Origin of the sequence: Streptomyces sp. CA-135486 (genome assembly GCF_050936555.1) — a bacterium.
Lineage (GTDB): Bacteria > Actinomycetota > Actinomycetes > Streptomycetales > Streptomycetaceae > Streptomyces.
The window spans coordinates 1,858,562-1,885,246 of the sequence record NZ_JBNJMM010000002.1 but is presented as its reverse complement, the minus strand read 5'-3'; the positions used below and the strand labels follow the sequence as shown (position 1 = coordinate 1,885,246).

The window sequence follows — 26,685 nt, the reverse complement described above, 5'->3', positions numbered from 1 at the left end:
TTCCCTGAGCCGGTCAGTCCAGCACCACCACGTCGTCGGCGGCGAAGGTCACCCCGACCAGCGCCCCCTCCAGCGGCGCGTCCCGCAGGGAGCACTCCGCCTCCAGCATCGGCCCATCGGCGGGCCGCAGCCGTACCGCGACGTGGTTGCCCCGGAACGTAAGCCCTTCGACCGTGCAGGGCAGCCCCTCCGCGGCGTCCCCGAGCCCTACGCCCGCGGGCCTGACCAGCACCTGGCACTCGCCCTGCCGGGCACCGTCCGGCACCGGGATCTTGCCCCACACCGTGTCCGCCGCGGCACCGCTCACCGTCGCCGCCACCACATTGTCGAAGCCGAGGAAGCGCGCCACGAACGCCGACGCGGGCCGCTGCCAGACGTCGAGCGGTGTGCCCGCCTGGGCGATCCGGCCCTCGCGCATGACGACCACCCGGTCGGCGAGCGCGAAGGCCTCGCCCTGGTCGTGGGTGACGGCGAGGACGGTGGTGCCCAACCGTCCGAAGAGCTCGCGCAGTTCGACGACGAGGCGTTCGCGCAGACCCCGGTCCAGCTGGCCGAGCGGCTCGTCCAGCATCAGCAGCCGGGGCTCGGGCGCGAGCGCCCTGGCCAGCGCAACCCGCTGCTGCTCGCCGCCGGAGAGCGAGGCCACGGCCCGGCGCTGCCCGCCGGGCAGCCCGACCAGCTCCAGCAACTCGCCGACCCGGTCGGCCTGTTCGCGTCGGCCCATGCCGCGCATACGCAGTCCAAAAGCCACATTGCCGCCCACGTCGCGCTGCGGGAAGAGCTGGTGGTCCTGGAACATCAGGCCCACTCCGCGCCGGTGCACGCCCACTCCCGCCTGGTCGGCGCCACCGAGCAGCACCCGGCCGCTGTCCAGGCGCTGCAGTCCGGCGACGGCGCGCAGCAGCGTGGACTTGCCGCTGCCGCTGGGGCCCAGCACGCACACGATCTCGTGGTCGGCGACCTCCAGGTCCACCGCGTCGAGCGCCGACCTGTCCCCGAACTGTACGGTCGCGTGCTGCAGCATCAGCATCTAGAACTCCCCTGAACGGTCGGGCCGGATACGTTCGAGCAGCAGCAGCGCGGCCGCGCAGACAACCATCAGGATGGTTGAAAGGGCCATCGCCTGACCGTAGTTGAGCTCACCGGGACGGCCGAGCAGTCGAGCCACGGCGACCGGCAGCGTCGGATTGTCGGGCCTGGCGATGAAGACGGTCGCGCCGAACTCGCCCAGCGACACGGCGAAGGCGAACCCGGCGGCGACCAGCAGCGCCCGTCGCACCATCGGCAGGTCGACCTCCCGCCACACCCGTAGCGGCGACGCACCGAGCACCGCCGCGGCCTCGCGCAGCCGCTCGTCCACTGCCCGCAGGACGGGCAGCATCGTACGTACGACGAAGGGGACGCCGACCAGCGCCTGGGCGAGCGGCACCAGGATCCACGAGGCCCGCAGATCGAGCGGCGGCTTGTCGAGCGTGATCAGAAAACCGAAGCCCACGGTCACGGCGGACACCCCGAGCGGCAGCATCAGCAGTGCGTCGAAGCCGCGCACCAGCCCCCCGGCCCGCCGCGTGAGCGCGGCTGCGGCGAGTCCGCCGACGGCCAGCGCGATGCCGGTCGCGACCAGTGCGTACTGCAGCGAGTTCGCCACGGCCTCGATCGGCGGTACGAGGAACGTGCCGCCGCTCGCGTCGCTGGAGGTGAGCGCCCGGAAGTAGCCGAAGCCGTAGCCGCCGGGCCCGTCGAGCGAGCGCTCGACCAGGACGCCTAGCGGTACGAGCACCAGCAGCAGGATCGTGCCGAGTACGCCGCCGAGCAGCGTCCACTGGCCCGCACCGCGCGGACGCCGCGCGGTCCCCGCCGGGTCCACCAGCTTCAGCATGGTCTCCCGCCGCCGCACCGTCCGGGCGTGCACGGCGAGGATGGCTCCGACCGCGGCGAACTGCAGCAGGGAGAGCACCGCCGCCGTGGACAGATCCAGCAGCTGGGCGGTCTGCCGGTAGATCTCCACCTCGAGCGTGGCGAAGGTCGGCCCGCCGAGAATCTGTACGACGCCGAAGGAGGTGAAGGTGAAGAGGAAGACCATCACCGCGGCAGCGGCGACGGCCGGCCCGAGCGCCGGCAGGGTCACCCTTCGCCAGGCGGCGAACCGCCCGGCGCCGAGCACCCGGGCGGCCTCCTCCTGCCGCGGGTCGAGCTGCGACCACAGACCGCCCACGGTCCGTACGACCACTGCGTAGTTGAAGAAGACGTGCGCGAGCAGAATCGCCCACACCGTGGTGTCGAGCCTGATGCCCCACAGCTCGTCGAGCAGCCCGCCACGTCCGAGGAGCGCCAGGAACGCCGTCCCGACGACGACGGTCGGCAACACGAACGGAACGGTGACCACCGCGCGCAGCAGCCGCTTGAAGGGAAAGTCGAGGCGGGCGAAGACATACGCGCCGGGCAGCGCGATCAGCAGGGTGAGCGCCGTCGAGGCGAGCGCCTGCCAGGTGGTGAACCACAGCACGTGCCGGATGTCTGCGCGGCCCAGCACCTCGCCGATCCGCCCGAACTGCCACACTCCGTCGATCTGGAGGCCACGGCCGACGATCGCGCTGACGGGATAGGCGAAGAAGACCGCGAAGAACGCGACGGGCACAGCCATCAGCCCGAGCCGCGCCGCGTTCCCGCGGAGCGCGCCCCGCGTGCTCCCGCGGACGGACTTCGTTACTTCACTACGAGCGAGGACCATGACTGGACCCACTGCTCACGGTTCTTGGCGATCTTGTCGGGAGCGACGGTCTCCGGCTTGTCGACGACCGCGCCGAACTTGGTGAACAGCTCGGGCACCTTCGCCCCCTTCACCACCGGGTTGACGAACATGTTGAGCGGCATGTCCTCCTGGAACTGCTTGGAGATCAGGAAGTCCAGCAGTGCCTTGCCGCCATCCTCGTTCTTGGCACCCTTGAGGAGACCGGCGAACTCGGTCTGGCGGAAGCAGGTTCCGGTCGCGACGCCGGTGGGCGCCTGGGCCGGCTGCGGCTTGGCGAAGAGCACCTCCGCGGGCGGGCTGGATGCGTACGAGACGACCAGCGGCCGGTCCGCCTTGGCCTTCTTGCCGCCCGCCGATCCGGAGAACTCCTCGTTGTACGCCTGCTCCCAGCCGTCGACGACCTTGACGCCGTTGGCCTTCAGCTTCTTCCAGTAGTCCTGCCAGCCGTCGTCGCCGTACTTGCCGACCGAGCCGAGCAGGAAGCCGAGACCGGGCGAAGAGGTCGCGGCATTCTCCGTGACCAGCAGGTTCTTGTACTCGGGCTTGATCAGGTCGTCGAAGGACTGCGGCGGGGCCAGCTTCATGTCGGCGAAGTACTTCTTGTCGTAGTTGACGCAGATGTCGCCGGTGTCGACGGGCGTGACACGGTGCTTGTCCTTGTCGAGCTGCACCTCGTCGGGCACCTGGGCCAGGCCCTTGGCCTCGTGCGGAGTGAACAGGCCGTTGTCGAGGGCGCGTGAGAGCAGGGTGTTGTCGACGCCGAAGAAGACATCGCCCTGCGGAGAGCCCTTGGTGAGGATCTCCTTGTTGAGGGCGGCGCCCGCGTCACCGCTCTTGAGCACCTTGACCGTGTAACCGGTCTCCTTGGTGAACTCCTTCAGTACGGACGCGGAGGCGACGAACGAGTCATGGCTGACCAGCGTCACGGTCTTCTGCTTCGGGCGGTCGGACGCGGAGCCCTTGGCCTCCTCGCTGCCGCAGGCCGCGAGCGTACTGACGCCCAGGGCCGCGGCGAGCGCCGTGACCGTGATCTTCTTGGTGGTGCTCACTGAGATTCCTCCTGGAGATGACCAGGAAGAGACGCGGCCCTGCCCGGTCCTGAGGCAGGATCCGGGCAGGGCGCAACAGCTTGAGTAACGACCGAACTTCCTACCCAGAATGACCTGGGCAAGGTTCAGAGGGTCTGCGGTCTGACTGGCACCGCACTCTCAGCGCTGTGGCGCTCCCCTGTCGGAATATGCAGATGTTTCGAGGCCAGGTTACTAGGTCAGCGCTCGGTGGCGGCCAGCTGTCCGCACGCTCCGTCGATCTCCTGGCCACGGGTGTCCCGTACGGTCACGGGCACGCCGTGGGCCGCGATGGCCTCCACGAACGCCTTCTCGTCCTCGGGACGGGATGCCGTCCACTTCGACCCGGGCGTCGGGTTGAGCGGGATCAGGTTCACATGGACCCGCTTGCCCTTGAGCATGCGTCCCAGTAGATCGCCCCGCCACGCCTGGTCATTGATGTCCCTGATCAGCGCGTACTCGATGGAGATGCGGCGGCCCGACTTCTCCGCGTACTCCCATGCGGCGTCCAGCACCTCCCGCACCTTCCAGCGCGTGTTGACCGGGACCAGGGTGTCGCGCAGCTCGTCGTCCGGCGCGTGCAGCGAGACGGCGAGACGGCACTTGAAGCCCTCGTCGGCGAAGCGCAGCATCGCGGGCACGAGGCCGACGGTGGAGACGGTGATCCCGCGCTGCGAGAGCCCGAGGCCATCCGGCTCGGGGTCGGTGACCCGGCGGATGGAGCCGACGACGCGCTTGTAGTTGGCGAGCGGCTCGCCCATGCCCATGAAGACGATGTTGGACAGCCGCGCAGGCCCTCCCGGAACCTCGCCGTCGCGCAGGGCGCGCATGCCGTCGACGATCTGGTGCACGATCTCGGCGGTCGACAGATTGCGGTCGAGCCCGGCCTGCCCGGTGGCGCAGAAGGGACAGTTCATCCCGCAGCCGGCCTGCGACGAGATGCACATGGTCACCCGGTCCGGGTAGCGCATGAGCACGGACTCGACGAGGGTGCCGTCGTGCAGGCGCCACAGGGTCTTGCGGGTGGTGTCGTCGTCGCACGAGATGTGCCGTACGACGGACATCAGATCGGGCAGCAGCTCAGTGGCGAGCTTCTCCCGCGCGGTCGCGGGGATGTCGGTCCACTGGGCGGGGTCGTGGGCGTACCGCGCGAAGTAGTGCTGCGAGAGCTGCTTGGCGCGGAACGGCTTCTCGCCGATCGCGGCCACGGCGTCCTTGCGCTCGGCGGGCGTGAGGTCGGCGAGGTGCCGCGGCGGCTTCTTGGCTCCGCGGGGCGCGACGAAAGTGAGTTCTCCGGGCTTGGGCATGGTCCCACCAGTGTCGCAGAGATACGAAGAGGGGCCGGCCGCCCTGTGGACAACCAGCCCCTGACGCATAAACGCGCAGGTCAGCCGCTACCTACAAAGATCACCATCAGCAGCCACACGACCGGAGCCGTGGGCAGCAGCGAGTCCAGCCGGTCCATGATGCCGCCATGCCCCGGCAGCAGCGTGCCCATGTCCTTGATGCCCAGGTCCCGCTTGATCATCGACTCGCCCAGGTCGCCAAGCGTCGCGCTGACCGCGACCGCGAGGCCGAGCAGCAGGCCCTGCCACCAGGTGCCGTCGTCGATGACGAACTGCATGCACAGCGCGCCCGCCACCATCGCGAACGCCACTGCGCCGAGCAGACCTTCCCTGGTCTTTCCCGGACTGATGCGGGGAGCGAGCTTGTGCTTCCCGAAGCGCCAGCCGACGGCGTACGCACCCGTGTCGCTGACCACCGTCAGCACCAGGAAGGTGAGCACCCGCTGCGGCCCGTCGTTCGCCGTGAGCATCATCGCGACGAACGTCGCCAGGAAGGGAACGTAGAACGCCGCGAAGACGCCCGCCGTGACGTCCTTGAGATAGCCCTCGGGGGGTTCCGTCATCCGCCAGACCAGCACCGCGAGCGCCGTGAGCGCCATCGCGACCCAGGCGCCCTCCGCACCGCGCACATACCCGGCGACCACCATCGCCGCCCCGCCGACCGCGAGCGGCACCAGCGGAGCCTTGATCTGCTTGCGCTCCTCGAGCCGCGAGGTGAGTTCCCACAGGCCCACCACGACGGCGACCGCTATCACGCCGACGAACACGGCCTTGACGACGAAGAGGGACGCCACGATCACCACGCCGAGCCCGACGCCGACCCCTATGGCCGCGCGCAGATCACGGCCGGCCCGCTTCTTCTGCGGCGGCTCGGACGCCGGCGGCGGGGTGGGCATGGGCTCCTGCGGAATCTCGTCGCGGAACAGGGGGCCACTCAGCCGAGCAGCCCCCCGGTCGCGATCGCTGCTGTGGTCGCTCTGGTCGCGGTCGTTACGGTCTTCGGCGTCTCTACCTGCGTCGGGAAAGTCCGGCACGATGGGCATGGGCCGAGTCTGCTGTGCGTCATGCTCATCGTATGCGGGACCCGCCGGGGCAGGCCCCTGGTCGGGCGGCCCCCAGTAACCGGCTCTCGGCGGGGCCCCCCAGGAAGAGTCGTTCATCAGACCTCGAGCAGCTCGGCTTCCTTGTGCTTGAGCAGCTCGTCCACCTGCGAGACGTACTTCGCGGTGGTGTCGTCGAGCTCCTTCTCGGCGCGACGGCCCTCGTCCTCGCCGACCTCGCCGTCCTTGATGAACTTGTCGATCGTCTCCTTCGCCTTGCGGCGCACGGAGCGGATCGAGATCTTGGAGTCCTCGGCCTTGGTCTTGGCGACCTTGATGAACTCCTTGCGGCGGTCCTGCGTCAGCTCCGGGAAGACCACCCGGATGATATTGCCGTCGTTGCTCGGGTTGACGCCGAGGTCGGAGTCACGGATCGCCTGCTCGATATTGCGCAGCGCGCTCTTGTCGAACGGGGTCACCACGGCCATCCGCGCCTCGGGCACCGAGAAAGAGGCCAGCTGGTTGATCGGGGTCAGCGCACCGTAGTAGTCCGCCACGATCTTGTTGAACATCGCCGGGTGCGCACGTCCGGTGCGGATCGCGGCGAAGTCATCCTTGGCGACCAGGACGGCCTTCTCCATCTTCTCCTCGGCCTCGAGGAGGGTCTCTTCGATCACCACTTGCTCCTGCGTGTCTTGAGTAGGCCCGGCGTTCGACTGGGCCGGCGGAACCTGCGTCGCGTCTTTCCCTGCACGGTGTCCGACCGGCAGGACTTTGTCCATCCCTCGAGGGACGTCCCCCGGGTCAGGCCCTGGTGCCCTGGTCGCTCACGAGCGTGCCGATCTTCTCACCCTTGACGGCCCGAGCGATATTGCCCTCGGTGAGCAGTTCGAAGACGAGGATCGGAAGAGCGTTGTCGCGGCAGAGCGTGATGGCGGTGGCGTCGGCGACCTTGAGGTTGCGGGAGAGCACCTCGCCGTACTCCAGCGCGTCGAACTTCACCGCGTCGGGGTTGGTCTTGGGGTCGGAGTCATAGACCCCGTCGACGCCGTTCTTGCCCATCAGCAGGGCCTCGGCGTCGATCTCCAGTGCGCGCTGCGCCGCGGTGGTGTCGGTGGAGAAGTACGGCATCCCCATACCGGCGCCGAAGATGACGACCCGGCCCTTCTCCAGGTGCCGTACCGCACGCAGCGGGATGTACGGCTCCGCGACCTGCCCCATCGTGATGGCGGTCTGGACGCGGGAGTCGATGCCCTCCTTCTCCAGGAAGTCCTGGAGGGCGAGGCAGTTCATCACCGTGCCGAGCATGCCCATGTAGTCGGAGCGGGCCCGGTCCATCCCGCGCTGCTGGAGCTCGGCCCCGCGGAAGAAGTTGCCGCCGCCGATGACGACCGCGATCTCGGCGCCGTCGCGGACGACCGCGGCGATCTCGCGCGCGATGGCGTGTACGACGTCGGGGTCGACGCCGAGTCCGCCGCCGCCGGCGAAGGCCTCACCGGACAGCTTCAGCATGAAGCGCCCGGCGTTCTTGGCGTCGTGGTCGCTCTTGTCGTCGGCAGCCTGATTGGCGTCCGCGCCCTTGTTCATGGGGATCTCCTCGTGCACATACGAAGAAGGCCATCGCCGTGGGGTGTTTGGTGTCCCTGTCGGCAATGGCCTCCTCGTCAGATCTGCGGTCGTCCGGTGCGAGTGCGACCGGCGACTGCGTAAGGAACCCTAGCGGGCTCCGGCGTCGATCGCGTACCGGCTCAGATGCCGACCTTGATGCGCGCGAAGCGCTTCAGGCTGACACCGGCCTCGTCCAGGATCTGCTGGACGGACTTCTTGTTGTCGAGCGCGTACGGCTGACCAAGGAGGGTGGCCTCCTTGAAGAAGCCGTTGACACGCCCCTCGACGATCTTCGGGAGGGCGGCCTCGGGCTTGCCCTCGGCGCGCGTGGTCTCCTCGGCGACACGGCGCTCGGTCTCGACGACCTCGGCCGGGACGTCCTCGCGGGAGAGGTACTTCGGCGCGAAGGCGGCGATGTGCTGCGCGACGCCCTTGGCGACCTCGGCGTTCTCCTTGTCGAGCTCGACAAGAACACCGATCTGCGGCGGGAGGTCGGGCATGGTGCGGTGCATGTACGCCGTGACATAGGCACCGGAGAACTGCGCGAAGCGGTCCAGGACGATCTTCTCGCCGAGGTTGGCGTTGGCCTCGTCGACGTACGCCTGGACGGTCTTGCCGGCCTCGATCTCGGAGGCGAGCAGCGCGTCGAGGTCGGCCGGGGTGGTGGCGGCGACGTGCGCGGCGAGCGCGCCCGCGACGGCCTGGAACTTGTCGCCCTTGGCGACGAAGTCCGTCTCGCACTTCAGCTCGACGATGACACCGGAGGTGTTGTCGTCGGCGATCAGGGAGACGACGGCGCCGTTCTCGGCGGAGCGGCCCTCGCGCTTGGCCACACCCTTCTGGCCCTTGATGCGCAGCGCCTCGACGGCCTTGTCGACGTTGCCCTCGGCCTCGTCCAGCGCCTTCTTGCAGTCCATCATGCCGGCGCCGGTAAGCTCGCGGAGCTTCTTGACGTCAGCGGCGGTGTAGTTCGCCATGTCCTTTGAATCTCTCTCGAAAGTCGAAAGTCGAAGATCTACGGGTGAGCGGCGGGGGCCGGTGCTTGTGGCACCGCCCCCCGCCGTCAACTACCGAACCTGTGAGGTCAGGCCTGCTCGGCGTCCGCGGCCGGCGCCTCGGCAGCCGGGGCCTCGACGGCCGGAGCCTCAGTAGCGGCCTCGGCCGGCTTCTCGGCCTCGGCGGCGGCCGGAGCCTCGGCGTCGTCGGCCTTCTTCTCGCCCTCGAGGAGGTCGCGCTCCCACTCGGCGAGCGGCTCGCCGGCGGCCTTCTCGCCCGGCTTGGAGTCACCGGTGGCGACGCCGGAGCGGGCGATGAGGCCCTCGGCGACGGCGTCGGCGATCACGCGGGTGAGCAGGGTGACGGAGCGGATCGCGTCGTCGTTGCCCGGGATCTTGTAGTCGACCTCGTCGGGGTCGCAGTTGGTGTCCAGGATCGCGACGACCGGGATGTGGAGCTTGCGCGCCTCACCAACGGCGATGTGCTCCTTCTTGGTGTCGACGATCCAGACGGCGCTCGGCACCTTCTGCATCTCGCGGATACCACCGAGGGTCTTCTCCAGCTTGGCCTTCTCGCGGGAGAGGACCAGGAGCTCCTTCTTGGTGAGGCCGGACGCGGCCACATCCTCGAAGTCGATCTGCTCGAGCTCCTTCAGACGCTGAAGGCGCTTGTAGACGGTGGAGAAGTTGGTGAGCATGCCGCCCAGCCAACGCTGGTTGACGTACGGCATACCAACGCGCGTCGCCTGCTCGGCGATGGCCTCCTGGGCCTGCTTCTTGGTGCCGACGAACATGATGGAGCCGCCGTGGGCGACGGTCTCCTTGACGAACTCGTAGGCGCGGTCGATGTACGACAGCGACTGGAGCAGGTCGATGATGTAGATGCCGTTGCGCTCCGTGAAGATGAAGCGCTTCATCTTCGGGTTCCAACGACGGGTCTGGTGACCGAAGTGGACGCCGCTTTCCAGCAGCTCCCGCATCGTGACGACGGCCATGGCCGTATCTCCTTGGATTCTCGGTTATGTCCTGACGCCCCGACGCGCCGTGCCACAAGGGACCGAGGAGCGCGGCCACCGACCTGAAGAGGATGTGGTGGCGGGGCGTGCGAAGTCGACCCGGTGACCCGGATCGCCAGAAGAAGTGTACGGGACCGGCGCGGTGTCGGGTGACGGCGCTGTCCACAACCGGTCGGTACTCCACAGATCGGGACCATGATCCACTCGGGTGAGGGGTCGTGCGGGACGGTCGGTGCATGTACCGCCGCCTTCTCTCTCTGTCTCCGTCCCGGGTTCTGTCCCTGGATCCGCCGCTGCTCCTGTCCCTGCTGCTGTTACTGCCGCTGTCCCTGCTCTGGGTGAGTACCGCGCCCGCCCGGGCCGACGACTCCGCCGACCGGAGCTGGCCCGTGGGGCCGCCGCGCCCGGTCGTCGTACGAGGCTGGGAGCCGCCCGATTCGGCGTACGGTCCCGGCCACCGCGGAGTGGATCTTCCGGCGCCGCCGGGCACGGCGGTGCGGGCGGCCGCGCCGGGCCGGATTTCCTTCGCGGGTCCGGTCGCGGGCCGTGGGGTGCTCACCCTGACCCTCACCGGTACGGGTGACCCACCGCTGCGCACCACATACGAACCGGTCCGCCCGCTGCTCCCCGTGGGCGCGGACGTGAGCGCGGGCCAGGTGGTGGCAACCGTCGAGCCCGGGTCTTCGCACTGCGCCTCCGGGTGCCTGCACTGGGGTCTGCTGCGCGCGGCGGAGTATCTGGACCCGCTCTCCCTGCTACCGCCCTGGCTGCTGCACCGCGCGCCGTCCCGTCTGCTGCCGGTCTTCGGCGTCCCGCCACTGGAGCCGGCCCGCGCTCCGGCCCCCGCCCCGGCACTCGCGAGCGCGGGTGGAGCGCTGTTCGCGGCACTGCTCCTGCTCCCGACCGCGGTGGCCCACCGTGAACTCCGCCGCGCACGGGACGCGACCGGCCCGGCACAGCGTGTCGCGCGTGCGCCGCGGCGTACGCCGGAGCGAAGGGAACGACAGGGGCACCGTGCGCGGCGCCGAAGGGGCGCGGCGGGCCGCAGGGTCAGGCGCGGACGCCTCGGAGTGCCATGGCCACGGCCGTGTCCGCGATCGCCGACGGGTCCTCGGCCGCGCCGAGTTCGATGCGCCGCACCGCCGCGTCCACCACGCCCTGCAGCAGCATCGCCGCCAGCCGGGGCTGGTCCTGGCCCAGCTCGCCGAGTGCCTCCACGATCATCGCGATCAGCCCGCCGTGCGCGGCACGGATCTTCTCCCGCGCCCCGGCGTCCAGCTCACTCGCGGAGATCGCGACGACGGCCCGGTGGCGCCGGTCCCGGACGAGCTCCAGCTGCTTGCGTACATACGCCTCGACCTTGCCCTCGGCCGTGTCCGCCATCTGCATCGCGGTCTCGACCTCCGCCGCCCAGACGGGGAAGTCGACCGCGCAGAGCTCCTCGACGACCGCGGCGCGCGAGCGGAAGTACTCGTAGACGGAGGACCTGGCCAGGCCCGTGCGCTCGGCGAGGGCGGGGAACGTCAGCGCCTCCGTGCCGCCCTCGGACAGCAGGGAACGCGCGGCGTCCAGCAGGGCGCCGCGCTGCATCGTCCGGTGCTCGGCCACGGAGGCCGCTCGAATCCTGGGCACGCCTCCACTGTACGGATGCCGTGGTTGAAGCAGGCACGATTCGGCTCAGCGGCCGACGTCGGCCAGCTTCGCCCGCAGCTGGAGCACCGACTTTGTATGGATCTGGCTGACCCTGCTCTCCGTGACGCCGAGGACATTGCCGATCTCGGCGAGGGTCAGGCCCTCGTAGTAATAGAGGGTGACGACGGTCTTCTCGCGCTCCGGGAGGGTGTTGATGGCGCGGGCGAGCAGCCGGCGCAGCTCCCGGTCCTCGGCCACCTCGACGGGGTTGTCGGCGGCGGTGTCCTCGAGCGTGTCCATCAGGCTGAGCCGGTCGCCGCCCTCGCCGCCGACATGCAGCAGCTCCTCCAGGGCCACGACGTTCGCCAGCGACAACTGGCTGAAAACCGCGTGCAGTTCGTCGACCGCGATCCCCATCTCCTGGGCGACCTCGCACTCCGAGGGCGTACGCCGCAACTGCGCCTCCAGCGTGGCATAGGCGCGCTCCACGGCCCTGGCCTTCTGCCGCACGGAGCGTGGGATCCAGTCCAGCGCACGGAGTTCGTCGATCATCGCGCCACGGATCCGGGTGATCGCGTACGTCTCGAACTTGATCGCCCGGTCGATGTCGAACTTCTCGATGGCGTCAATGAGTCCGAAGACTCCGGAGGAGACGAAGTCCGCTTGTTCAACATTGGACGGAAGCCCCACGCTCACCCGGCCCGCGACGTACTTCACCAGCGGCGAATAGTGAAGGATCAACTGCTCTCGCAGCCGCTCGTCACCCGTGGCCTTGTACGACCGCCACAACTCGTCCAGCGACGAGGGAGCGGGGGGCCGCACGGTGCCACGGGCAGCGAGGGGCACTGCCGCGCGGTCAGACCCGGAGGTGTGCTGGGGCATGCGTTGCCTTGAGCCGTTCTGCTGTGAGGGGGGAGAGGGACGAGCGTCTGGGCCGGGAACCTGGTGAGCGTAGCGTGACTGTGGTGTTGCGGTGGGCGAAGGACGAGGGAACGCACCTCTGCGGGTATCCGCCCTCGCCCACACCTTCGAACCGGGGCCGACGCCGCGCGCGCCGGCCCCGAGGCGTCGCCGAGCGGCCTGCAAAGGTCATCGGCATCACCTTTTCACCCGAATGCCCCAGGTCAAGGACCGCCTCGCCGCGCGTTCGAACCGCGGCTCGGGCTGTACGTCAACTGCCAGCCGTCCCCGTGCCGTTCGACGAACCCCAGCGAGTGCAGTTCGTACAGCCTGCCGAGCGCCTCGTCGGTCGTCGTCCCGGCGCCACGGGCGACCTGGTCGCCGCCGGCGGCGCCGCGGGCCGGCAGTGCCTCAAGAACCCGTGCACTGACGGGATCCAGCAGATCCCTGGGAAGCACCGGGCCCCGCCGGTCCGGCGCGAGGTCGCCGATGTTGCCGACCAGCTCGGCCACTTCGGCGGCGTCGGTGACCAGCACACCCTCCCCGCGCAGGAGTTCGTGCACCCCGGCCGAGAGACCGCTGGTGACCGGCCCCGGGACACCCATTGTGAAGCGTCCCAGCTGCTGAGCGCTGCGCGCCGTGACCAGCGAACCGCTGCGGTACTCGGCCTCGACGACGACGGTGCCCCTGGTCAGCGCGGCGATCACCCGGTTCCGCATGATGAATCTGCTGCGCGTGGGGTGGTCGCCCGGCGCCAACTCGCCGATGACCAGACCCTGTTCCGCGATGCGCCCGATCAACTCGGCATGGCCGCGCGGATAGACGACGTCGACCCCGCAGGCGAGCACGGCGACCGTGGCACCGCCGGCGGCCAGCGCGCCACGATGCGCCGAGCCGTCGACTCCGAACGCCGCCCCGGACACCACCACCCAGCCGCGTTCCGCGAGCCCCGATGCGAGGCCGGCCGCCATATGCGCCCCGTACGGAGTGCAGGCCCTGGCTCCGACGACGGCGACCGAGCGCAGCGCCCATTTGCGCAGGTCGGCCCGCCCTCGCAGCCACAGCCCGATGGGTCTGGCGTCACCGAGGTCGTCGAGCTGGGTGGGCCACTCCTGGTCGCCGGGGCAGATGAAGCGACCGCCGACGGCGGCGACCGCGGCCAGATCGCGGTGCGGTTCGGCCGCCGCCGCCCGTATCCGGTAGCCCGCGAGCCGCCGCGGAGTGATTCCTGCGAGCCCCGCGTTCTGGTGGTCCGAGTACTCCGGCAAGGTGAGGCGGGCCATCAGCTCCCTCGCCCCGAACTCGCGCAGCCACCGCCCGCCGTGCTCTTCGCCCGGTTCGATCACCCGCGTCAGTGCGGCCCGCGCGATCCGCTCCGGCTCCCCCGCGCCCGCCCGCTCGGCCTCCATCACGGCCCTCCCGCGCCGACCGGCATGGGCGCGCCGCGGGAGATGCCCGTACGCAGCTCAAGGGCCAGGTCGACGTCGTGCGCCTGCGGCCGGTCCCGCCCGGCGAGGTCCGCGATCGTCCATGCCACCCGCAGCACCCGGTCGATGCCGCGGGCCGTGAGGAGCCCGCGCTCCATGTCCCGTTCGGCCGCGGCCAGCGCCCCGGGGGCGACCAGCCACCGCGTACGCAGTTCATGGCCCGGCACCTCGCTGTTGACGGTCCAGGGAGTGCCCCGCAGCCGTGCCGCGGCACGCTCTCTGGCCTCCCGCACCCGTGCCGCGACGACCGCTGTCGGCTCACCCCGGCCCCCCTGGCCCAGCAGGTCGCCGCGGGTGACGGGCTCGACCCCGACCCGCAGATCGACCCGGTCCAGCAGCGGCCCGGACAGCCGGGCCTGATAGCGCCGGATCAGCGACGGCGGGCACTCGCACCCGGCCCCGTGCAGGGTGTGCCGCCCACAGGGGCAGGGGTTGGCCGCCAGGACCATGAGAAAGCGGGCGGGCAGCCGCACCACTCCCGCGCTGCGCGCCACCACCACATGCCCCGACTCCAGCGGCTGCCGCAAGGCGTCCAGCGCCTTGCCCGAGAACTCGGGAGTCTCGTCGAGAAAGAGCACACCCCGATGGGCCAGGGACACCGCTCCCGGTCTGGGCAGCCCGTTCCCCCCGCCGACGAGCGACTGCATCGTCGCGGAGTGGTGCGGGGCGCAGTACGGCGGCGTGCGCACCAGGGGCTGGCCCGGGGGCAGGATCCCCGCCACCGAATGCACGGCGGTGACCTCCAGGGACTCCCGTCTGCTCAGCGGCGGCAGCACCCTGGGCAGCCGCTCCGCCAGCATCGTCTTGCCCGCGCCCGGTGGCCCGTGCAGAAGAAGGTGGTGGCCGCCCGCCGCGGCGACCTCCAGCGCTGTGCGTGCCGCGGTCTGTCCGGCGACATCGGCCAGGTCGGGTCCGTCCGCGCTCTCCCCCGCCAGCCCGGTGCCCACCCCGGCGCCGGGCACCAGCAGCCCGGCCAGCATGGGGTCGGGGCTGCCCTCGGGGACCGGTTCCTCGGTCGGCACGGGTTCATTGGTCAGCACGGCGATGAGCTGCCGAAGGCTGCGTACGCCAAGGACCGAGATCCCCGGGACCAGGGCGGCCTCCCCCGCGGTCTGCTCGGGGACGACCACCTGCCGGTACCCCGCCTCGGCCGCCGCGAGAACGGCCGGCAGCACCCCGCGCACCGGCCGCACCCGGCCGTCGAGCCCGAGTTCCCCGATGAGCACCAGATCGGCGATGTCCTTGGGGTCGATGCGCTCCGCCGCGCCGAGCACTGCCGTGGCCACGGCGAGATCGAATCCACTTCCCCCTTTGGGCACGGACGCCGGGCTGAGCCCCACGGTCAGCTTCTTCTGCGGCCACTCGCCGCCCGAGTTGACGACCGCCGCCCTGACCCGGTCCCGGCTCTCCACCAGAGACTTGTCCGGCAGCCCGACCAGAGTGAACGCGGCGACGCCCGGCTCCAGGTCCGCCTGGACCTCGACCACCACCCCCTCGACGCCCACCAGCGCCACAGAACACGTACGCGCGAACCCCATCAGGCCACCCCCCGCGCATGCTCGAGTCGCGGCGCACCGCGTCGGGGCAGCACAATCCCCACCAGATCAATGCGCACCCCGCCCGGCGGCGGTCCCCCGGACTTCTCCAGCCAGCACTCGGCGAGCCGTCTCAGCCGCTCCGCCTTCGTCGGCGTGATCGCGGCCATCGGATGCTCGAACTGCCCCGCCCTCCGGGTCTTGACCTCGCAGACGACCACCATGTCGCCGTCCCGGGCGACGATGTCGATCTCACCGGTCCGCCCACAGCGCCAGTTCCGCGCCAGCACCGTCATGCCGGCCTCGGTCAGCAGCCGCGCCGCCAGATCCTCGCCGTACCGCCCCAGTGCCCCCGTCGCGTTCATATCGGCACCACCTCCGGCACCGACTGTGACGCTTCAGCTCTCCGCTAGTGGATCTTGGTGGACAACCCATGCATTGTGGATAACTCAGTCACCCGAGGCTCAGCTGCTCGGAAGTTCGAGATCGCTCTTGTTGAGCTCCTCGATGTTCACGTCCTTGAATGTCAGCACCCGCACCTGCTTGACGAACCTGGCGGGTCGGTACATGTCCCAGACCCACGCGTCCGCCATCGAGACTTCGAAAAAGACCTCGCCCTGCACCGAGTGCACCTGCATCTCGTAGTCATTGGTGAGGTAGAAGCGACGCTCGGTCTCGATCACATATTTGAACAGCCCGACGACGTCTCGGTACTCCCGGTAGAGCTTCAGCTCCATCTCGGTCTCGTACTTCTCGAGGTCCTCGGCGCTCATGGCATGTTCCCCTTCAGCCGTGCGTCCCCCCATTGTGCGCCAGCCTCATGTCCCCTAGACGATTTCTGGGGCCAGGACCACCGGCGTACGCGGAGGACCCTCGTCGAGCAGCGTGCGCAGCAGCTCGGCGAGCCTGGTCGGATACACCGTCTCACGGGCCGCCGACAGTTCGGCGGAGGTCCACCACCTCAGCCCCGAGACACTGCGCCGCTCCAGCTCCGTCAGCCCGCTCGGGGCGGTCGCCGTCTGTGCCGTACGTGCCAGGAAGTACCACTCGTCCTGGTCCCAGCGCCGTCCGTCGAAGGGAAACGAGCAGGTCCGCCGCCACAGCACCGGGCCCAGTTCCACCTCGGTGATCCCGGTCTCCTCGGCCAGCTCGCGCAGCGCGGCCTCCTCCCGGGTCTCGTCGCCCTCCAGGCCCCCGCCCGGCGTGAACCACCAGCGGTCGGCCGGGTCCTCGGGCTCGTACCCCTGCATCAGCAAAATGCGGTTCTGCGGATCGAGCAGTACGACCCGGGCGACCCTCCGCAGCCCGCTCTCACGTCCCGGGGCCTCGTCGGCTCCACGCTCACGGCCCCGGGTCTCGCCGGCTCCACGCTCACGGCCCGGGGCCTCACCGACCCCACGCTCACGGCCCTCAGCCGACACCGGCCGCCGCCGTCCCGCGCCCGGCGCTCCCGCGTCCACCGCCGTCCGACGCCCTGCCCGCCTTCCGGGACAGCCGCCGCGCGAGCGGCCCGTACGCCGCACCCCCGACGATCAATACGGCCCCGACCGCCACCGACCCGACGATCAGCTTCACCGGACCCGGCTGTGACACCCCGCCCGGCAGCGCCGCGAATCCCTCGGGCCGCGCCACCAGGCCGCCGTCCAGGGGCCATGCCACGGCGTCCAGCCGCGCTTCCACGGCCGAGCGCGGCACCGACCCGTGCCCGGGGTCCTGCAGGTGTACGCGGGAGTCCAGCGAGCCCATGCGTTCGTCGCCGAGCAGGAACAGCTGCCCCTCGGGCACGGTCGCCGTGAAGGTGTTCGAAGCGGGCCCCTTCTTGAGCAGATACGGTTCCTCGATCGCCTTGTCGTTGACGGTGAGCCTGCCGCCCTCGCCGCAGCAGGCGATCCTGTCGCCGCCCACGCCGACCACGCGCTTCACCATCGGCATGTCGCCCCACTGCTTGTCGCGGAAGACCACGATGTCCCCGCGCCGCACCTGGTCGCCGTCTATCCGCTCCGCCAGCACCCGGTCCCCCGCCCTCACGGTCGGGGTCATCGAGTCGGTCGGCACGGTGTACGGCTGGTAGACCACGGCCCCCCAGATGAACCCGCCGAGGAAGAGCACACAGCCGACCGCCACGGCCAGACCCGACAACGCATTGCCGAGCCGGCCGCGGCCGTCTTCCGTACGTCCATTTCCGCTCATCCCAGCGCTCCCCACTTCGGAGATTCGGTCCCCGGGAATCCAGCCCCGGGGATCGGCGATCTGGGACGGCACCCTACCCGGCGGTACGCCCGGAGGTCAGCCTCCTCCTGCGCCAGAGCACGATCGGCAGCGCGCCCGCGACACCCATCGCCATCGGAGCGGCCGAGGCGGCGGCAGCGGCGGCGTTGATCCCCGGCTGGTCGAAGGTGTCGGGAATCGGCAGCGTCGCCCAGCGGTTGAGCGGCCAGGCCACCACGACAGCGCGTCCGACGACCTTGTCGACCGGTACGAAGCCGCCGTTCACGTCCTCCATGTGGTAGCGGGAGTCACGGGAGTTCTGACGATTGTCGCCCATCACCCAGATCCGGTCCTTCGGCACCTTGAAGGGTCCGAAGGGCTGGTCGTCACAGGGGGTGCTGCCGGGGAAGATGTACGGCTCGTCGAGCGCCTTGCCGTTGACCTTGACCGGACCGCCCTTCTTGCACTCCACCGTGTCGCCGGCGACCGCGATCGTCCGCTTGATCAGGTCCTTCTCCTCGGCCGACGGCATCAGGCCGATGAAGCTGAGGAAGTCCTGCACAGCGTTCGTGTTCGGGGTGGGCTCGCCCTCCAGCCAGCCGCCCGGGTCGTGGAAGACGACGACCTCGCCGCGCGCGGGCTCCGAACCGAACCACGGGGTGAGCTTGTCGACCAGCACCCGGTCGCCCCGCTGCAGAGTGTTCTGCATCGAGTCCGAGGGGATCGAGAACGCCTGCACCAGGAAGGTCTTGATGAGGAGCGCGAGAAGCAGCGCGATACCGATCAGGAGCGGCAGTTCCTTCCAGAAGGATCGCTGCTTCTTCTGTCCCGTACCACTGCTCTCGGACGAACCGTCCTCCGAAGAATCGTCCTGAGTGTGCTCGGCGTCCATGGTTCCCGCCGTCCCCGGTGTCTGCGTCGCTGAATCGTCCGTCACGGCTGCGGGTGACTCGGCGAGTTTCCCCGGCCTCTCCTCCGGATCGTCGTGTCCGGATCGTGCGCCGACGGCCACATCCCCCACATCCACTCCTCACTCCGTGCGAACCGCCTGCCCCGAAGACGGCGCAGGCCCACCACTCCCATAACGAGCGGGAGTTCCGCAGGGCTCGGGAGCAGGATCATTCCGTTCAGATCCTGAAGAGACACCCTATTCGACAGGGGGAGTGCCGCGGTCGACCCGGCGCGCCCGTTGGGGACGGAGGCGTACGTGTCCGGCTCTTCGAGTTTGCGCCAGTGGCCGATCGGCCAGGCGATGACGACCGCGCGCCCGACGACCTGCTCCTCCGAGACGGTGCCGTGGTCCGTCTCGTCGAGGTGGAAACGCGAGTCCGCGGAGTTGGACCGGTGGTCCCCCATCACGAAGATCCGCCCGGTGGGCACCTTGACCTCGAACTTCAGCGTCGAGGGAACGTTTCCGGGGTTCAGATACGGCTCGATGAGAGGTACGCCGTTGACGGTGACCCGGCCGTCCTTGTCGCAGCACTTGACGGTGTCGCCGCCGACCGCGACCACCCGCTTGATCAGGTCCTGCTCGTCGTCCGAAGGCAGCAGCCCGATGAAGGTCAGCCCCTGCTTGACCTGCTTGACGACGATCGGGTCTTCCTTCTGCTGCTCACTCGGCGGCAGCCAGCCGCCGGGGTCGTTGAACACGACGACGTCCCCGCGCTGCGGCTTCGAGCCGAACCACGGGGTGAGCTTGTCCACCAGGACGCGGTCCTGGATTCGTATCGTCTGCTCCATCGAGCCGGACGGGATCACAAAGGCCTGCACCAGGAAGGTCTTCAGAACCAGCGCGATCATCAGCGCCACGGTGATCAGGAGAGGTATCTCCTTCACGGCCGACCGGCGGCGCTTCCGCTTGACCTTCTGTGCGAGCCTCCGCCGCTCGGCGCGTCCGGGCAGCGTCCGGGCGCCGTCCGTCGGCCGGGTCCCGGTCGGCAGCCGGGTGTCCGCCCGGTGGCTCGCACGACGCCCTCGGTTACCCATGGGCGCCGCCCGGCATTCGCTCCGCCTCCGGTACGCGGGAGAAGGCGCCTGGGTGCTCCAGGGAGGTCCAGCGGCCGATCGGCCAGCCGATCCAGTCCGCGCGGCCGATCACCTTGTCCACGGGCACCATGCCACCGCCCGGCTCCCCGAGATGGTCGCGGGAGTCACGGGAGTTGCTCCGGTGGTCTCCCATGACCCACAGCGTGCCCTGGGGGACGACGATGTCGAAGGGGACCTCTGAGGGGACGTCGGCGGGATGGAGATATCTCTCGTCGACGGCTACGCCGTTCACCTCGACCCTGCCCCCCTTGTCACAGCAGACCACCCGGTCACCGCCGACGCCGACCACGCGCTTGACGAAGTCGGTCTCGGCGGGCTCGGCCAGCCCCAGCGCCGCGAACACACCGCGCGTCAGGGAGCTGACCGGATTCTCCTCAAGTCCCTCTCGTACGAAGGATCCCGTGCCGTCGAACACGACGACGTCCCCGCGCTCGGGCTCCGAACCGAAACGGTACGCCAGCTTGTTCACCAGCACCCGGTCCCCGACCTCAAGGGTGGGCTCCATGGAACTGCTGGGGATCTGGAAGGGCTGTATCACGAAGTGGCTGAAGAGCAGCACGAGCAGGGTGCAGGCCACGCCGAGCAGCCCGGCCCTGCGCAGCGACATCCCGGAGAGACGTGTACCCAGGTCACCGAAGCGTCCTGAGCGGCGCGAAGAACGCACAGAGCGCGACCCCTCTCCCTCATCCCCGGCTTCAGGGGCGGAAGAGCGGTCGCGCTCGGTGTGCTTCGCTTCGGTGTCCATCGAGGGCAGAGCCTATCCGGCCGCCCTATGACTGCGGTTAAGACGAAGCTGCGCGCGAGTGTGAGCCGGAGCTCAGTTGTCGCGCTTCTCCTTGATCTTGGCAGCCTTGCCGCGCAGGTCACGCAGGTAGTACAGCTTCGCACGACGGACGTCACCGCGGGTGACGAGCTCGATCTTCTCGAAGATCGGGCTGTGCACCGGGAAGGTGCGCTCGACGCCGACGGAGAAGGAGACCTTGCGGACCGTGAAGGTCTCGCTGATGCCCGAGCCCTGGCGGCGGATGACAACGCCCTTGAACTGCTGGATACGCGAGCGGTTGCCCTCGATGACGCGCACGTGGACGTTCACGGTGTCGCCGGGACGGAAGGCGGGAAGGTCGCCGCGCAGCGAAGCCGCGTTGACGTTGTCGAGCAGGTGAGACATGGTGGTCTGCTTCCTCGCCGATGCCACAGGTCATCGGCGGAATGATCGAGATGAGGTTCGGGGTGCTGTCCGCGTCGAGCGGGCGTCGTTCCCCCTGTGGCAGGGGCGCCGACCGGACGCACAGCAGCGGCCTATTCTTCCACGCGCTGGGGCCTGCGCCAAAATCGGCCGCCCGGCTCCGGCGCCCAGCCCAGGATCGAGAGCATCTCCCGGTCCTTCTTGTCGAAGGCGCCGGGGTCACAACGCTCAATCAGGTCCGGCCGGTTGACGGCGGTACGGCGCAGTGCCTCGTCCCGCCGCCAGCGCGCGATCTTCCCGTGGTGCCCGCTGATCAGCACCTCCGGAATGGCGCGCCCGCGCCACTCGGGCGGCTTGGTGTAGACGGGGCCCTCGAGCAGATTGGCCATCGCGCCGGGCGCGAAGGAGTCGTCCCGGTGGGACTCGGCATTGCCGAGGACGCCCGGCAGCAGCCGGGCCACGGCCTCCGTGATCACCAGTACGGCGGCCTCGCCGCCGGCCAGGACGTAATCGCCGATGGACACCTCATGCACCGGCATCCGGGTCGCGTACTCGTCCATGACCCGGCGATCGATGCCCTCGTAGCGGGCCGGCGTGAAGATCAGCCACGGTCGCTCGGAGAGTTCCACGGCGAGCTCCTGGGTGAAGGGGCGCCCACTGGGGGTGGGGACGACCAGGACGGGGCCGTGTGCTCCCGCCTCGTAACCGCTCGCCAGCACGCCGTCGAGCGCGTCGCCCCAGGGCTCGGTCTTCATGACCATGCCGGGGCCGCCGCCGTAGGGAGTGTCGTCGACGGTGTTGTGCCGGTCGTACGTCCACTGGCGCAGGTCGTGCACATGGACATCCAGCTGGCCACGCGCGCGTGCCTTGCCGACGAGCGAGACATTCAGCGGTTCGAGGTACTCGGGGAAGATCGTGACGACGTCGAGCCGCATCAGTTCTCGTCCCTCGGCGAAGCGACCTCCGCCTCGCTGTCGTCGATCAGGCCGGGCGGCGGGTCGATGACCGCGCGCTGCTCCGCAAGATCGATCTCGGTCACGATCTCCTCGACGAAGGGGATCATCACCTCGCTGCCGTCGGGCCGCTCGACGATGAAGAGATCCTGCGAGGGCAGATGCGAGATCTCGGTGATCCGGCCGATCTCGGTGCCGTCCGCGAGGACGACCTCGAGGTCCATCAGCTGGTGGTCGTAGTACTCGTCGGGGTCCTCCGGCTGCGCCTGAGGGTCGACCTCGGCGATGAGGAGGGTATTGCGCAGGGCCTCGGCGGCGTTCCGGTCGCGTACGCCCTCGAAGCGCAGCAGCAGTCGGCCGCTGTGCACCCGGCCGGTCTCGATCGTCAGCGGTCCCGCCGACGCCGGCTCGGTGGCGAGTACGGCGCCGGGCCCGAGCCGCAGCTCCGGCTCGTCCGTGCGCACCTCGACGGTGACCTCGCCCTTGATCCCGTGGGCGCGGCCGATCCGCGCGACTACCAGCTGCACGCTTTCTCCTTCGATACGACTACGGGCCGGGGCGGGCCCGTAGGCCTTCCCCGGCCCGAGCCGGTGCTGCGTGAATCCGGGGAGCGACCCCCGGACCCCCGTCTGACTGTGTCAGCGAACCTGGTCCACATCGACGAGGTCGACGCGGATGCCACGGCCGCCGATGGCGCCCACGACGGTGCGCAGGGCGCGCGCGGTGCGGCCGTTGCGGCCGATCACCTTACCGAGGTCGTCGGGGTGGACCCGGACCTCGAGCACACGCCCGCGGCGCAGGTTGCGCGAAGCGACCTGCACATCGTCCGGGTTGTCGACGATGCCCTTCACGAGGTGCTCGAGAGCCTCCTCGAGCATGCTCAGGCCTCGGTCGACTCAGCGGCGGACGCCGAGGACTCAGTCTCAGCAGCCTCGTCCGCCTTCTTGTCGGACTTCTTCGCCTTCGGGGTGATCGCCTCACCCTTCGGCTCGTCACCCTCGATGGCCTTGGTGAAGGCCTCGAACGCGGCGCGCTTGTCCTTCGGCTCCGCGACGAGCAGCGGCGCCGGGGCCGGCAGGCCCTTGTGCTTCTGCCAGTCACCGGTGAGCTTCAGGATCGCGAGGACGGGCTCGGTCGGCTGGGCGCCGACGGACAGCCAGTACTGCGCACGCTCAGAGTTGACCTCGATGCGCGAGGGGTTCTGCACCGGGTGGTACAGACCGATCTCCTCGATGGCCCGGCCGTCACGGCGGGTACGGGAGTCGGCGACGACGATGCGGTAGTGAGGCGAACGGATCTTGCCCAGACGCTTCAGCTTGATCTTGACTGCCACGGAAGTGGTGTCTCCTGGTCTTGACGTGGTTGGGCACAACGAGATGCCACGTGGGGTTGCGGTACTCGGGTGCCCGATGGACGCGTCAGCCGGAGGCGAGAGGGTTCCTGTGCGGCTGTCGAGTACAGCTAGCCATTGTGCCACACGGCAGCGGCGGGCTTGCACTCGACCGGTTCACAAAGAAGCACCTCGCGAACGCGGCCGGGTCAGCCGTGACCTGCTTTTCGCCCCGCCGACGGCCCGACGCCGTGGGCGGGGACCATCAGCTCGCCGCGGCGACCGGTTCCGGGATACGGAAAGGCTTGCCGCAGCCGCCACAGACGATGGGAGCCTGCGCGAGGACGGAGGGTACGACCCGGACATTGCGCCCGCAGTCGCAGACGGCCTTGACCCGCACTCCGCCGCCGGACGAGCCGTGCCGGGCGGCCGGCCCGCGGAAGCTGCGCTTGGTGTCGGAGGCCGTCGCCGCCGTGTGCGCCTTGAGGGCGCGCTGGAGTCTCTCGATGGTGGGGCGGTACCGCCTCTTGGCCTCGGGATTGAGCGTGACCAGCGAGAAGCCGCTGCTGGGGTGCGGCTCGTCGGCGTGGTCCAGGCCCATCTCCTCGGCGATCGCCAGGAATCGGCGGTTGTGATAGCGGCCGGCGCGGGAGGTGTCACGGACACCTCGGGCGGCGGCGATGCCGTGGACTGCCTCGTGGAGCAGTCGCTCGAAGGAGAGCTCGGCGCCGCAGGCGGACGAGGACTCTCCGATCAGGGACTCGGGCGCGGCAAGATCCGGCAGCTCGGGGTGGTGCCGCTGAATATCGGCCCACGCCTGTGCCAGCTCTGCGGCGAGAACAGGTGGTGTCGTGCTCACGTCGTGATAACGAGCCGAAGCGCTCGCGGGTTCCATTCCGGGGCATCCCAAATAATTTGCACGTACCCGTCAGTTGGCATTGATGCGTCCCGACGAGGGCGGGTGCGCTGATCTGTGGAGAAGCCTCGCAGCTCACACCAAGGTGGTACGTAGCGGCGCGTACGCCCCAGCGCGTAGGCAACGTCCGCGCGCCGGGACGGCTGCCCGATTACGGGGCCGCCACGCCTGTGGCCGGCGCGGGCGGGGCGTCAGTAGGCGCGGGCCACGATCGCGACAGTACCGGGGGCGTCGTCGGCGTCGGGCACCGACCCGTCCTCGGCGACCAGGCACCGTACGGACACGGCCTGCTCGGCAAGCTTGGCCTCACCCTCCTGGCCCAGCGTCGACCAGGGGATACGCGCCCAGCCACCGGCCACAGCCGCCTCGGCGGCGTCCTCGATCGTCGTCACCTCGCTGGTACGCGACTCACGGCGCTCGCGCGACTCCTCGAGCAGCTGCGCCTGGTCCTCTTCGAGGACCGTGGGCAGCAGATCCGCCAGCGAGCCGATCCGGACCGACTCCTTGCCACCGGGGATACGGCGGGCCAGCATCGCGGTGCCCGCCTCCAGGTCGCGCGGGCCGACCTCGATGCGTACCGGCACGCCCTTGAGCTCCCAGTCGACCGCGCGGCGGCCGAAGGGGGTGTCGGTGCGGTCGTCGATGTGCACGCGCAGTCCCGCGGCCCTCAGCCGGTCGCCGATCTCACGGACCTTGGCGACGGCCTCGTCGCCCTTGATGGCCATCACGACCACCTGGACGGCCGCGAGGCGCGGCGGGACGCGCAGTCCGTTGTCGTCGCCGTGCGACATGATCAGGCCGCCGACCATCCGGGTGGAGGTGCCCCAGGAGGTCTGCCACGCCAGCTCCTGCTTGCCGTCCTTGGACAGGTAGGTGGTGTTGAAGGCCTTGGAGAAGTTGGTGCCGAGCTCATGGCTCGTGCCCATCTGCAGGGCCTTGCCGTCGCCCATCATGCCTTCGAGCGTGAGGGTGTTGATGGCGCCGGCGAAGCGCTCCCTGGGGGTCTTGCGGCCGAGCACCACGTCGATCCCGAGGACATTGGTCATGAAGTCCGCGTAGACGTTCTTGTGGATGTGGGCGGCGTAGTCGCGGGCGTCCTCATAGGTGGCGTGGGCGGTGTGGCCCTCCTGCCAGAGGAACTCCGTCGTACGGAGGAAGACGCGCGGGCGCATCTCCCAACGGACCACGTTGGCCCACTGGTTGATCAGAAGAGGCAGATCCCGGTAACTCTGCACCCACTTGGAGAAGTATTCGTTGATGATCGTCTCGGAGGTGGGGCGTACGACGACGGGCTCCTCGAGCTCCTTGCCGCCGCCGTGTGTGACCACCGCGAGCTCGGGTGCGAAGCCCTCGACGTGCTCAGCTTCCCGTGTCAGGTAAGACTGTGGGATGAAGAGCGGGAAGTAGGCGTTCTGGGCACCCGCGTCCTTGATGCGGGCGTCCATCTCCTGCTGCATCCGCTCCCACAGGCCGTATCCGTACGGTCGGATGACCATGGTGCCGCGCACCGGGCCGTTGTCCGCCAGCTCGGCCTTGTTGATCAGGTCCTGGTACCAGCGCGGGAAGTCTTCCGCCTGGGGCGTGAGAACGGGTGCCTTAGCCATGGCGCGCATCGTACGGCGATACAGGTACGTAACGTGAATCGCTCTGCGCCTCGTGGCCGTAACACAGAGGCACGCAAGCATTGCCATTCAACCCCTGGACGCGGGGACGCATGCGCAGTTCTCTGGCATACGGGGGAGCGCGCAGGCGTACGCACACGGGGGGCTGTCCTTCGGAGCTCGGCTGACCTCTTGGCGGATTGGGGCGCTTTCGATGACACCAACGCTCGTCCAGCACCGACCCCACGCGGCATCCGCGTCACCGGCCGTCACGGGCGCACGCGCCCGTGACTGGGCCGAGATCCAGGAGCGGATGCTGGTACCGCTCTATGAGGCGGTCTACGACCGCCTGGAGATCGGCGCCGGGACGCGGCTGATGGGACTCGGCTGCGGGTCCGGTCTCGCGCTGCTGGTCGCGGCGGCGCGCGGTGCGCGCGTGACCGGCTGCGACACGGACCGCGAGCGGCTGGCGCTGGCCCGGGAACGGATGGCTCCGCAGGAGAGCGGCGGGGGTGATGTCGAGCTGGTCGAGGGGGACGCGGGGGCGGCGGCGAATCCGGCGCGGCCGCCGTACAACTTGATCACGGCCTTCCAGCCGATCGGCTGTGCGGCGGGCGACTCCGACGGGCTCGTACCGGCGCTGTCGGCGGCCGCCGAGCTTGCGGAGCACGGCAGCGCGGTGGTCCTGACGGGCTGGGGCCCGCCGGAACGGTGCGCCACGTCCGGGGCGCTGCGGGTGGCGAGCCGCCTGACGGACCGCCTGCGCACGAACGGCGGCTGGCGTGCGGCCCTGCGCGACGAGCTGGAGGACATCGCGGCCCAGGCGGACCTGAAGCCCGACGGCTCGGGCCGGGTGGCGTGCCCCTTCGGCTACGCGGACCTGGACAGCGCGGTGCGCGGGCTGCTGTCGACGGGGCTGTACGCGGCGGCGGTACGGGCGACGGATCAGGGGCAGGTGGAGAAGGAGATCACCGAGGCGCTGCAGGCATATGTGAGACGGGACGGGACGGTCTGGATGCCGAACGTGTTCCGCTATCTGATCGCCCGCACACGCTGAGCCGCTCCCC

General features: G+C 69.8%; 27 protein-coding genes and 2 pseudogenes. 2 read left to right on the top strand and 27 right to left on the bottom strand.

Features of this window, described 5'->3' with window-relative positions:
* Positions 1-13: 13 nt before the first annotated feature.
* The 9 genes from ACQEVG_RS28065 to rpsB form a co-directional block, all read right to left on the bottom strand.
* On the bottom strand, positions 14-1,030 hold the full coding sequence (locus ACQEVG_RS28065) for an ABC transporter ATP-binding protein (RefSeq protein WP_432988778.1): 1,017 nt from the start codon (positions 1,028-1,030) through the stop codon (positions 14-16).
* On the bottom strand, positions 1,031-2,644 hold the full coding sequence (locus ACQEVG_RS28060) for an ABC transporter permease (protein WP_432988776.1): 1,614 nt from the start codon (positions 2,642-2,644) through the stop codon (positions 1,031-1,033).
* Positions 2,645-2,706: 62 nt separating this feature from the next.
* Positions 2,707-3,801, bottom strand: coding sequence for a thiamine ABC transporter substrate-binding protein (locus ACQEVG_RS28055; protein ID WP_432988774.1), 1,095 nt, complete (start codon positions 3,799-3,801; stop codon positions 2,707-2,709).
* 218 nt (positions 3,802-4,019) lie between these two features.
* A complete protein-coding gene (gene rlmN / locus ACQEVG_RS28050; RefSeq protein ID WP_432988772.1) occupies positions 4,020-5,126 on the bottom strand; it encodes a 23S rRNA (adenine(2503)-C(2))-methyltransferase RlmN in 1,107 nt (368 codons plus the stop codon).
* Positions 5,127-5,206: 80 nt separating this feature from the next.
* A complete protein-coding gene (locus tag ACQEVG_RS28045; protein WP_432988770.1) occupies positions 5,207-6,325 on the bottom strand; it encodes a phosphatidate cytidylyltransferase in 1,119 nt (372 codons plus the stop codon).
* Complete coding sequence (gene frr / locus ACQEVG_RS28040) at positions 6,325-6,882, bottom strand: ribosome recycling factor (protein ID WP_360875303.1); 558 nt, start codon at positions 6,880-6,882, stop codon at positions 6,325-6,327. Before frr ends, ACQEVG_RS28045 begins: the two co-directional genes overlap by 1 nt.
* A 127-nt stretch (positions 6,883-7,009) precedes the next feature.
* A complete protein-coding gene (gene pyrH / locus ACQEVG_RS28035) occupies positions 7,010-7,792 on the bottom strand; it encodes a UMP kinase (RefSeq protein ID WP_432988766.1) in 783 nt (260 codons plus the stop codon).
* 161 nt (positions 7,793-7,953) lie between these two features.
* Positions 7,954-8,790, bottom strand: coding sequence for a translation elongation factor Ts (gene tsf, locus ACQEVG_RS28030; protein ID WP_432988764.1), 837 nt, complete (start codon positions 8,788-8,790; stop codon positions 7,954-7,956).
* A gap of 107 nt (positions 8,791-8,897) precedes the next feature.
* On the bottom strand, positions 8,898-9,803 hold the full coding sequence (rpsB, locus tag ACQEVG_RS28025; protein ID WP_432988761.1) for a 30S ribosomal protein S2: 906 nt from the start codon (positions 9,801-9,803) through the stop codon (positions 8,898-8,900).
* 257 nt (positions 9,804-10,060) lie between these two features.
* Between rpsB and ACQEVG_RS28020 the strand changes: the two are divergent.
* A pseudogene (locus ACQEVG_RS28020) lies at positions 10,061-10,639 on the top strand (M23 family metallopeptidase); the annotation flags it as partial.
* Between the two features lie 235 nt (positions 10,640-10,874).
* Here ACQEVG_RS28020 and ACQEVG_RS28015 read toward each other — a convergent pair.
* The 18 genes and pseudogenes from ACQEVG_RS28015 to proS all read right to left on the bottom strand — a co-directional run bounded on the left by ACQEVG_RS28015 (position 10,875) and on the right by proS (position 25,621).
* Positions 10,875-11,432 (bottom strand): TetR/AcrR family transcriptional regulator, encoded by a 558-nt coding sequence (locus tag ACQEVG_RS28015; protein WP_432992963.1) that lies wholly within the window; start codon positions 11,430-11,432, stop codon positions 10,875-10,877.
* Positions 11,433-11,501: 69 nt separating this feature from the next.
* Entirely contained in the window at positions 11,502-12,338 is an 837-nt protein-coding gene (gene whiG, locus ACQEVG_RS28010) for an RNA polymerase sigma factor WhiG (protein ID WP_432988759.1), read from the bottom strand.
* Positions 12,339-12,580: 242 nt separating this feature from the next.
* Complete coding sequence (gene dprA, locus ACQEVG_RS28005) at positions 12,581-13,765, bottom strand: DNA-processing protein DprA (protein ID WP_432988756.1); 1,185 nt, start codon at positions 13,763-13,765, stop codon at positions 12,581-12,583.
* The gene (locus ACQEVG_RS28000; protein ID WP_432988752.1) at positions 13,765-15,381 is read right to left on the bottom strand and encodes a YifB family Mg chelatase-like AAA ATPase; all 1,617 of its coding nucleotides are present in this window, start codon (positions 15,379-15,381) and stop codon (positions 13,765-13,767) included. The genes dprA and ACQEVG_RS28000 overlap by 1 nt, the downstream gene beginning before the upstream one ends.
* Positions 15,381-15,743, bottom strand: coding sequence for a YraN family protein (locus ACQEVG_RS27995; protein ID WP_432988750.1), 363 nt, complete (start codon positions 15,741-15,743; stop codon positions 15,381-15,383). The genes ACQEVG_RS28000 and ACQEVG_RS27995 overlap by 1 nt, the downstream gene beginning before the upstream one ends.
* 99 nt (positions 15,744-15,842) lie before the next feature.
* On the bottom strand, positions 15,843-16,151 hold the full coding sequence (locus tag ACQEVG_RS27990) for a DUF2469 domain-containing protein (RefSeq protein WP_055510545.1): 309 nt from the start codon (positions 16,149-16,151) through the stop codon (positions 15,843-15,845).
* Positions 16,152-16,205: 54 nt separating this feature from the next.
* Positions 16,206-16,682: an NUDIX hydrolase gene (locus ACQEVG_RS27985; RefSeq protein ID WP_432992960.1), complete on the bottom strand. Its 477-nt coding sequence runs from the start codon at positions 16,680-16,682 to the stop codon at positions 16,206-16,208.
* A 106-nt stretch (positions 16,683-16,788) separates the two neighbouring features.
* Positions 16,789-17,568 carry a signal peptidase I gene (lepB, locus tag ACQEVG_RS27980; protein ID WP_432988747.1) on the bottom strand — a complete coding sequence of 260 codons (780 nt, stop codon included), beginning with the start codon at positions 17,566-17,568 and terminating at the stop codon, positions 16,789-16,791.
* Between the two features lie 73 nt (positions 17,569-17,641).
* Complete coding sequence (gene lepB, locus ACQEVG_RS27975) at positions 17,642-18,598, bottom strand: signal peptidase I (RefSeq protein WP_432992957.1); 957 nt, start codon at positions 18,596-18,598, stop codon at positions 17,642-17,644.
* Positions 18,516-19,572, bottom strand: a pseudogene (gene lepB / locus ACQEVG_RS27970) (signal peptidase I); the annotation flags it as partial. The pseudogene lepB (ACQEVG_RS27970) and the gene lepB (ACQEVG_RS27975), both read right to left, overlap by 83 nt.
* On the bottom strand, positions 19,565-20,377 hold the full coding sequence (gene lepB, locus ACQEVG_RS27965; protein ID WP_432988745.1) for a signal peptidase I: 813 nt from the start codon (positions 20,375-20,377) through the stop codon (positions 19,565-19,567). The pseudogene lepB (ACQEVG_RS27970) and the gene lepB (ACQEVG_RS27965), both read right to left, overlap by 8 nt.
* A gap of 72 nt (positions 20,378-20,449) precedes the next feature.
* A complete protein-coding gene (rplS, locus tag ACQEVG_RS27960; protein WP_360875280.1) occupies positions 20,450-20,800 on the bottom strand; it encodes a 50S ribosomal protein L19 in 351 nt (116 codons plus the stop codon).
* Positions 20,801-20,931: 131 nt separating this feature from the next.
* The gene (trmD, locus tag ACQEVG_RS27955; RefSeq protein ID WP_432988742.1) at positions 20,932-21,753 is read right to left on the bottom strand and encodes a tRNA (guanosine(37)-N1)-methyltransferase TrmD; all 822 of its coding nucleotides are present in this window, start codon (positions 21,751-21,753) and stop codon (positions 20,932-20,934) included.
* Positions 21,753-22,298, bottom strand: coding sequence for a ribosome maturation factor RimM (gene rimM, locus ACQEVG_RS27950; RefSeq protein ID WP_432988740.1), 546 nt, complete (start codon positions 22,296-22,298; stop codon positions 21,753-21,755). The genes trmD and rimM overlap by 1 nt, the downstream gene beginning before the upstream one ends.
* A gap of 111 nt (positions 22,299-22,409) precedes the next feature.
* On the bottom strand, positions 22,410-22,649 hold the full coding sequence (locus ACQEVG_RS27945) for an RNA-binding protein (RefSeq protein ID WP_005311361.1): 240 nt from the start codon (positions 22,647-22,649) through the stop codon (positions 22,410-22,412).
* Between the two features lie 2 nt (positions 22,650-22,651).
* Complete coding sequence (rpsP, locus tag ACQEVG_RS27940) at positions 22,652-23,104, bottom strand: 30S ribosomal protein S16 (protein ID WP_432988737.1); 453 nt, start codon at positions 23,102-23,104, stop codon at positions 22,652-22,654.
* Between the two features lie 262 nt (positions 23,105-23,366).
* Positions 23,367-23,960, bottom strand: coding sequence for a hypothetical protein (locus ACQEVG_RS27935; RefSeq protein ID WP_432988735.1), 594 nt, complete (start codon positions 23,958-23,960; stop codon positions 23,367-23,369).
* Between the two features lie 248 nt (positions 23,961-24,208).
* The gene (proS, locus tag ACQEVG_RS27930) at positions 24,209-25,621 is read right to left on the bottom strand and encodes a proline--tRNA ligase (protein WP_432988733.1); all 1,413 of its coding nucleotides are present in this window, start codon (positions 25,619-25,621) and stop codon (positions 24,209-24,211) included.
* 211 nt (positions 25,622-25,832) lie between these two features.
* On the opposite strand from proS, the gene ACQEVG_RS27925 reads away from it, so the two are divergent.
* A complete protein-coding gene (locus ACQEVG_RS27925; RefSeq protein ID WP_432988731.1) occupies positions 25,833-26,675 on the top strand; it encodes a class I SAM-dependent methyltransferase in 843 nt (280 codons plus the stop codon).
* Positions 26,676-26,685 lie beyond the last annotated feature (10 nt).

Coding starts and splice junctions, on each gene's coding strand:
- ACQEVG_RS28065 (WP_432988778.1), bottom strand. CDS start 1,030: ATGCTGATGCTGCAGCACGCGACCGTACAGTTCGGGGACAGGTCGGCG.
- ACQEVG_RS28060 (WP_432988776.1), bottom strand. CDS start 2,644: ATGGCTGTGCCCGTCGCGTTCTTCGCGGTCTTCTTCGCCTATCCCGTC.
- rlmN (WP_432988772.1), bottom strand. CDS start 5,126: ATGCCCAAGCCCGGAGAACTCACTTTCGTCGCGCCCCGCGGAGCCAAG.
- ACQEVG_RS28045 (WP_432988770.1), bottom strand. CDS start 6,325: ATGAACGACTCTTCCTGGGGGGCCCCGCCGAGAGCCGGTTACTGGGGG.
- pyrH (WP_432988766.1), bottom strand. CDS start 7,792: ATGAACAAGGGCGCGGACGCCAATCAGGCTGCCGACGACAAGAGCGAC.
- tsf (WP_432988764.1), bottom strand. CDS start 8,790: ATGGCGAACTACACCGCCGCTGACGTCAAGAAGCTCCGCGAGCTTACC.
- rpsB (WP_432988761.1), bottom strand. CDS start 9,803: ATGGCCGTCGTCACGATGCGGGAGCTGCTGGAAAGCGGCGTCCACTTC.
- whiG (WP_432988759.1), bottom strand. CDS start 12,338: ATGCCCCAGCACACCTCCGGGTCTGACCGCGCGGCAGTGCCCCTCGCT.
- dprA (WP_432988756.1), bottom strand. CDS start 13,765: ATGGAGGCCGAGCGGGCGGGCGCGGGGGAGCCGGAGCGGATCGCGCGG.
- ACQEVG_RS28000 (WP_432988752.1), bottom strand. CDS start 15,381: ATGGGGTTCGCGCGTACGTGTTCTGTGGCGCTGGTGGGCGTCGAGGGG.
- ACQEVG_RS27995 (WP_432988750.1), bottom strand. CDS start 15,743: ATGAACGCGACGGGGGCACTGGGGCGGTACGGCGAGGATCTGGCGGCG.
- ACQEVG_RS27990 (WP_055510545.1), bottom strand. CDS start 16,151: ATGAGCGCCGAGGACCTCGAGAAGTACGAGACCGAGATGGAGCTGAAG.
- lepB (WP_432988747.1), bottom strand. CDS start 17,568: ATGAGCGGAAATGGACGTACGGAAGACGGCCGCGGCCGGCTCGGCAAT.
- lepB (WP_432988745.1), bottom strand. CDS start 20,377: ATGGACACCGAAGCGAAGCACACCGAGCGCGACCGCTCTTCCGCCCCT.
- rplS (WP_360875280.1), bottom strand. CDS start 20,800: ATGTCTCACCTGCTCGACAACGTCAACGCGGCTTCGCTGCGCGGCGAC.
- trmD (WP_432988742.1), bottom strand. CDS start 21,753: ATGCGGCTCGACGTCGTCACGATCTTCCCCGAGTACCTCGAACCGCTG.
- ACQEVG_RS27945 (WP_005311361.1), bottom strand. CDS start 22,649: ATGCTCGAGGAGGCTCTCGAGCACCTCGTGAAGGGCATCGTCGACAAC.
- proS (WP_432988733.1), bottom strand. CDS start 25,621: ATGGCTAAGGCACCCGTTCTCACGCCCCAGGCGGAAGACTTCCCGCGC.
- ACQEVG_RS27925 (WP_432988731.1), top strand. CDS start 25,833: ATGACACCAACGCTCGTCCAGCACCGACCCCACGCGGCATCCGCGTCA.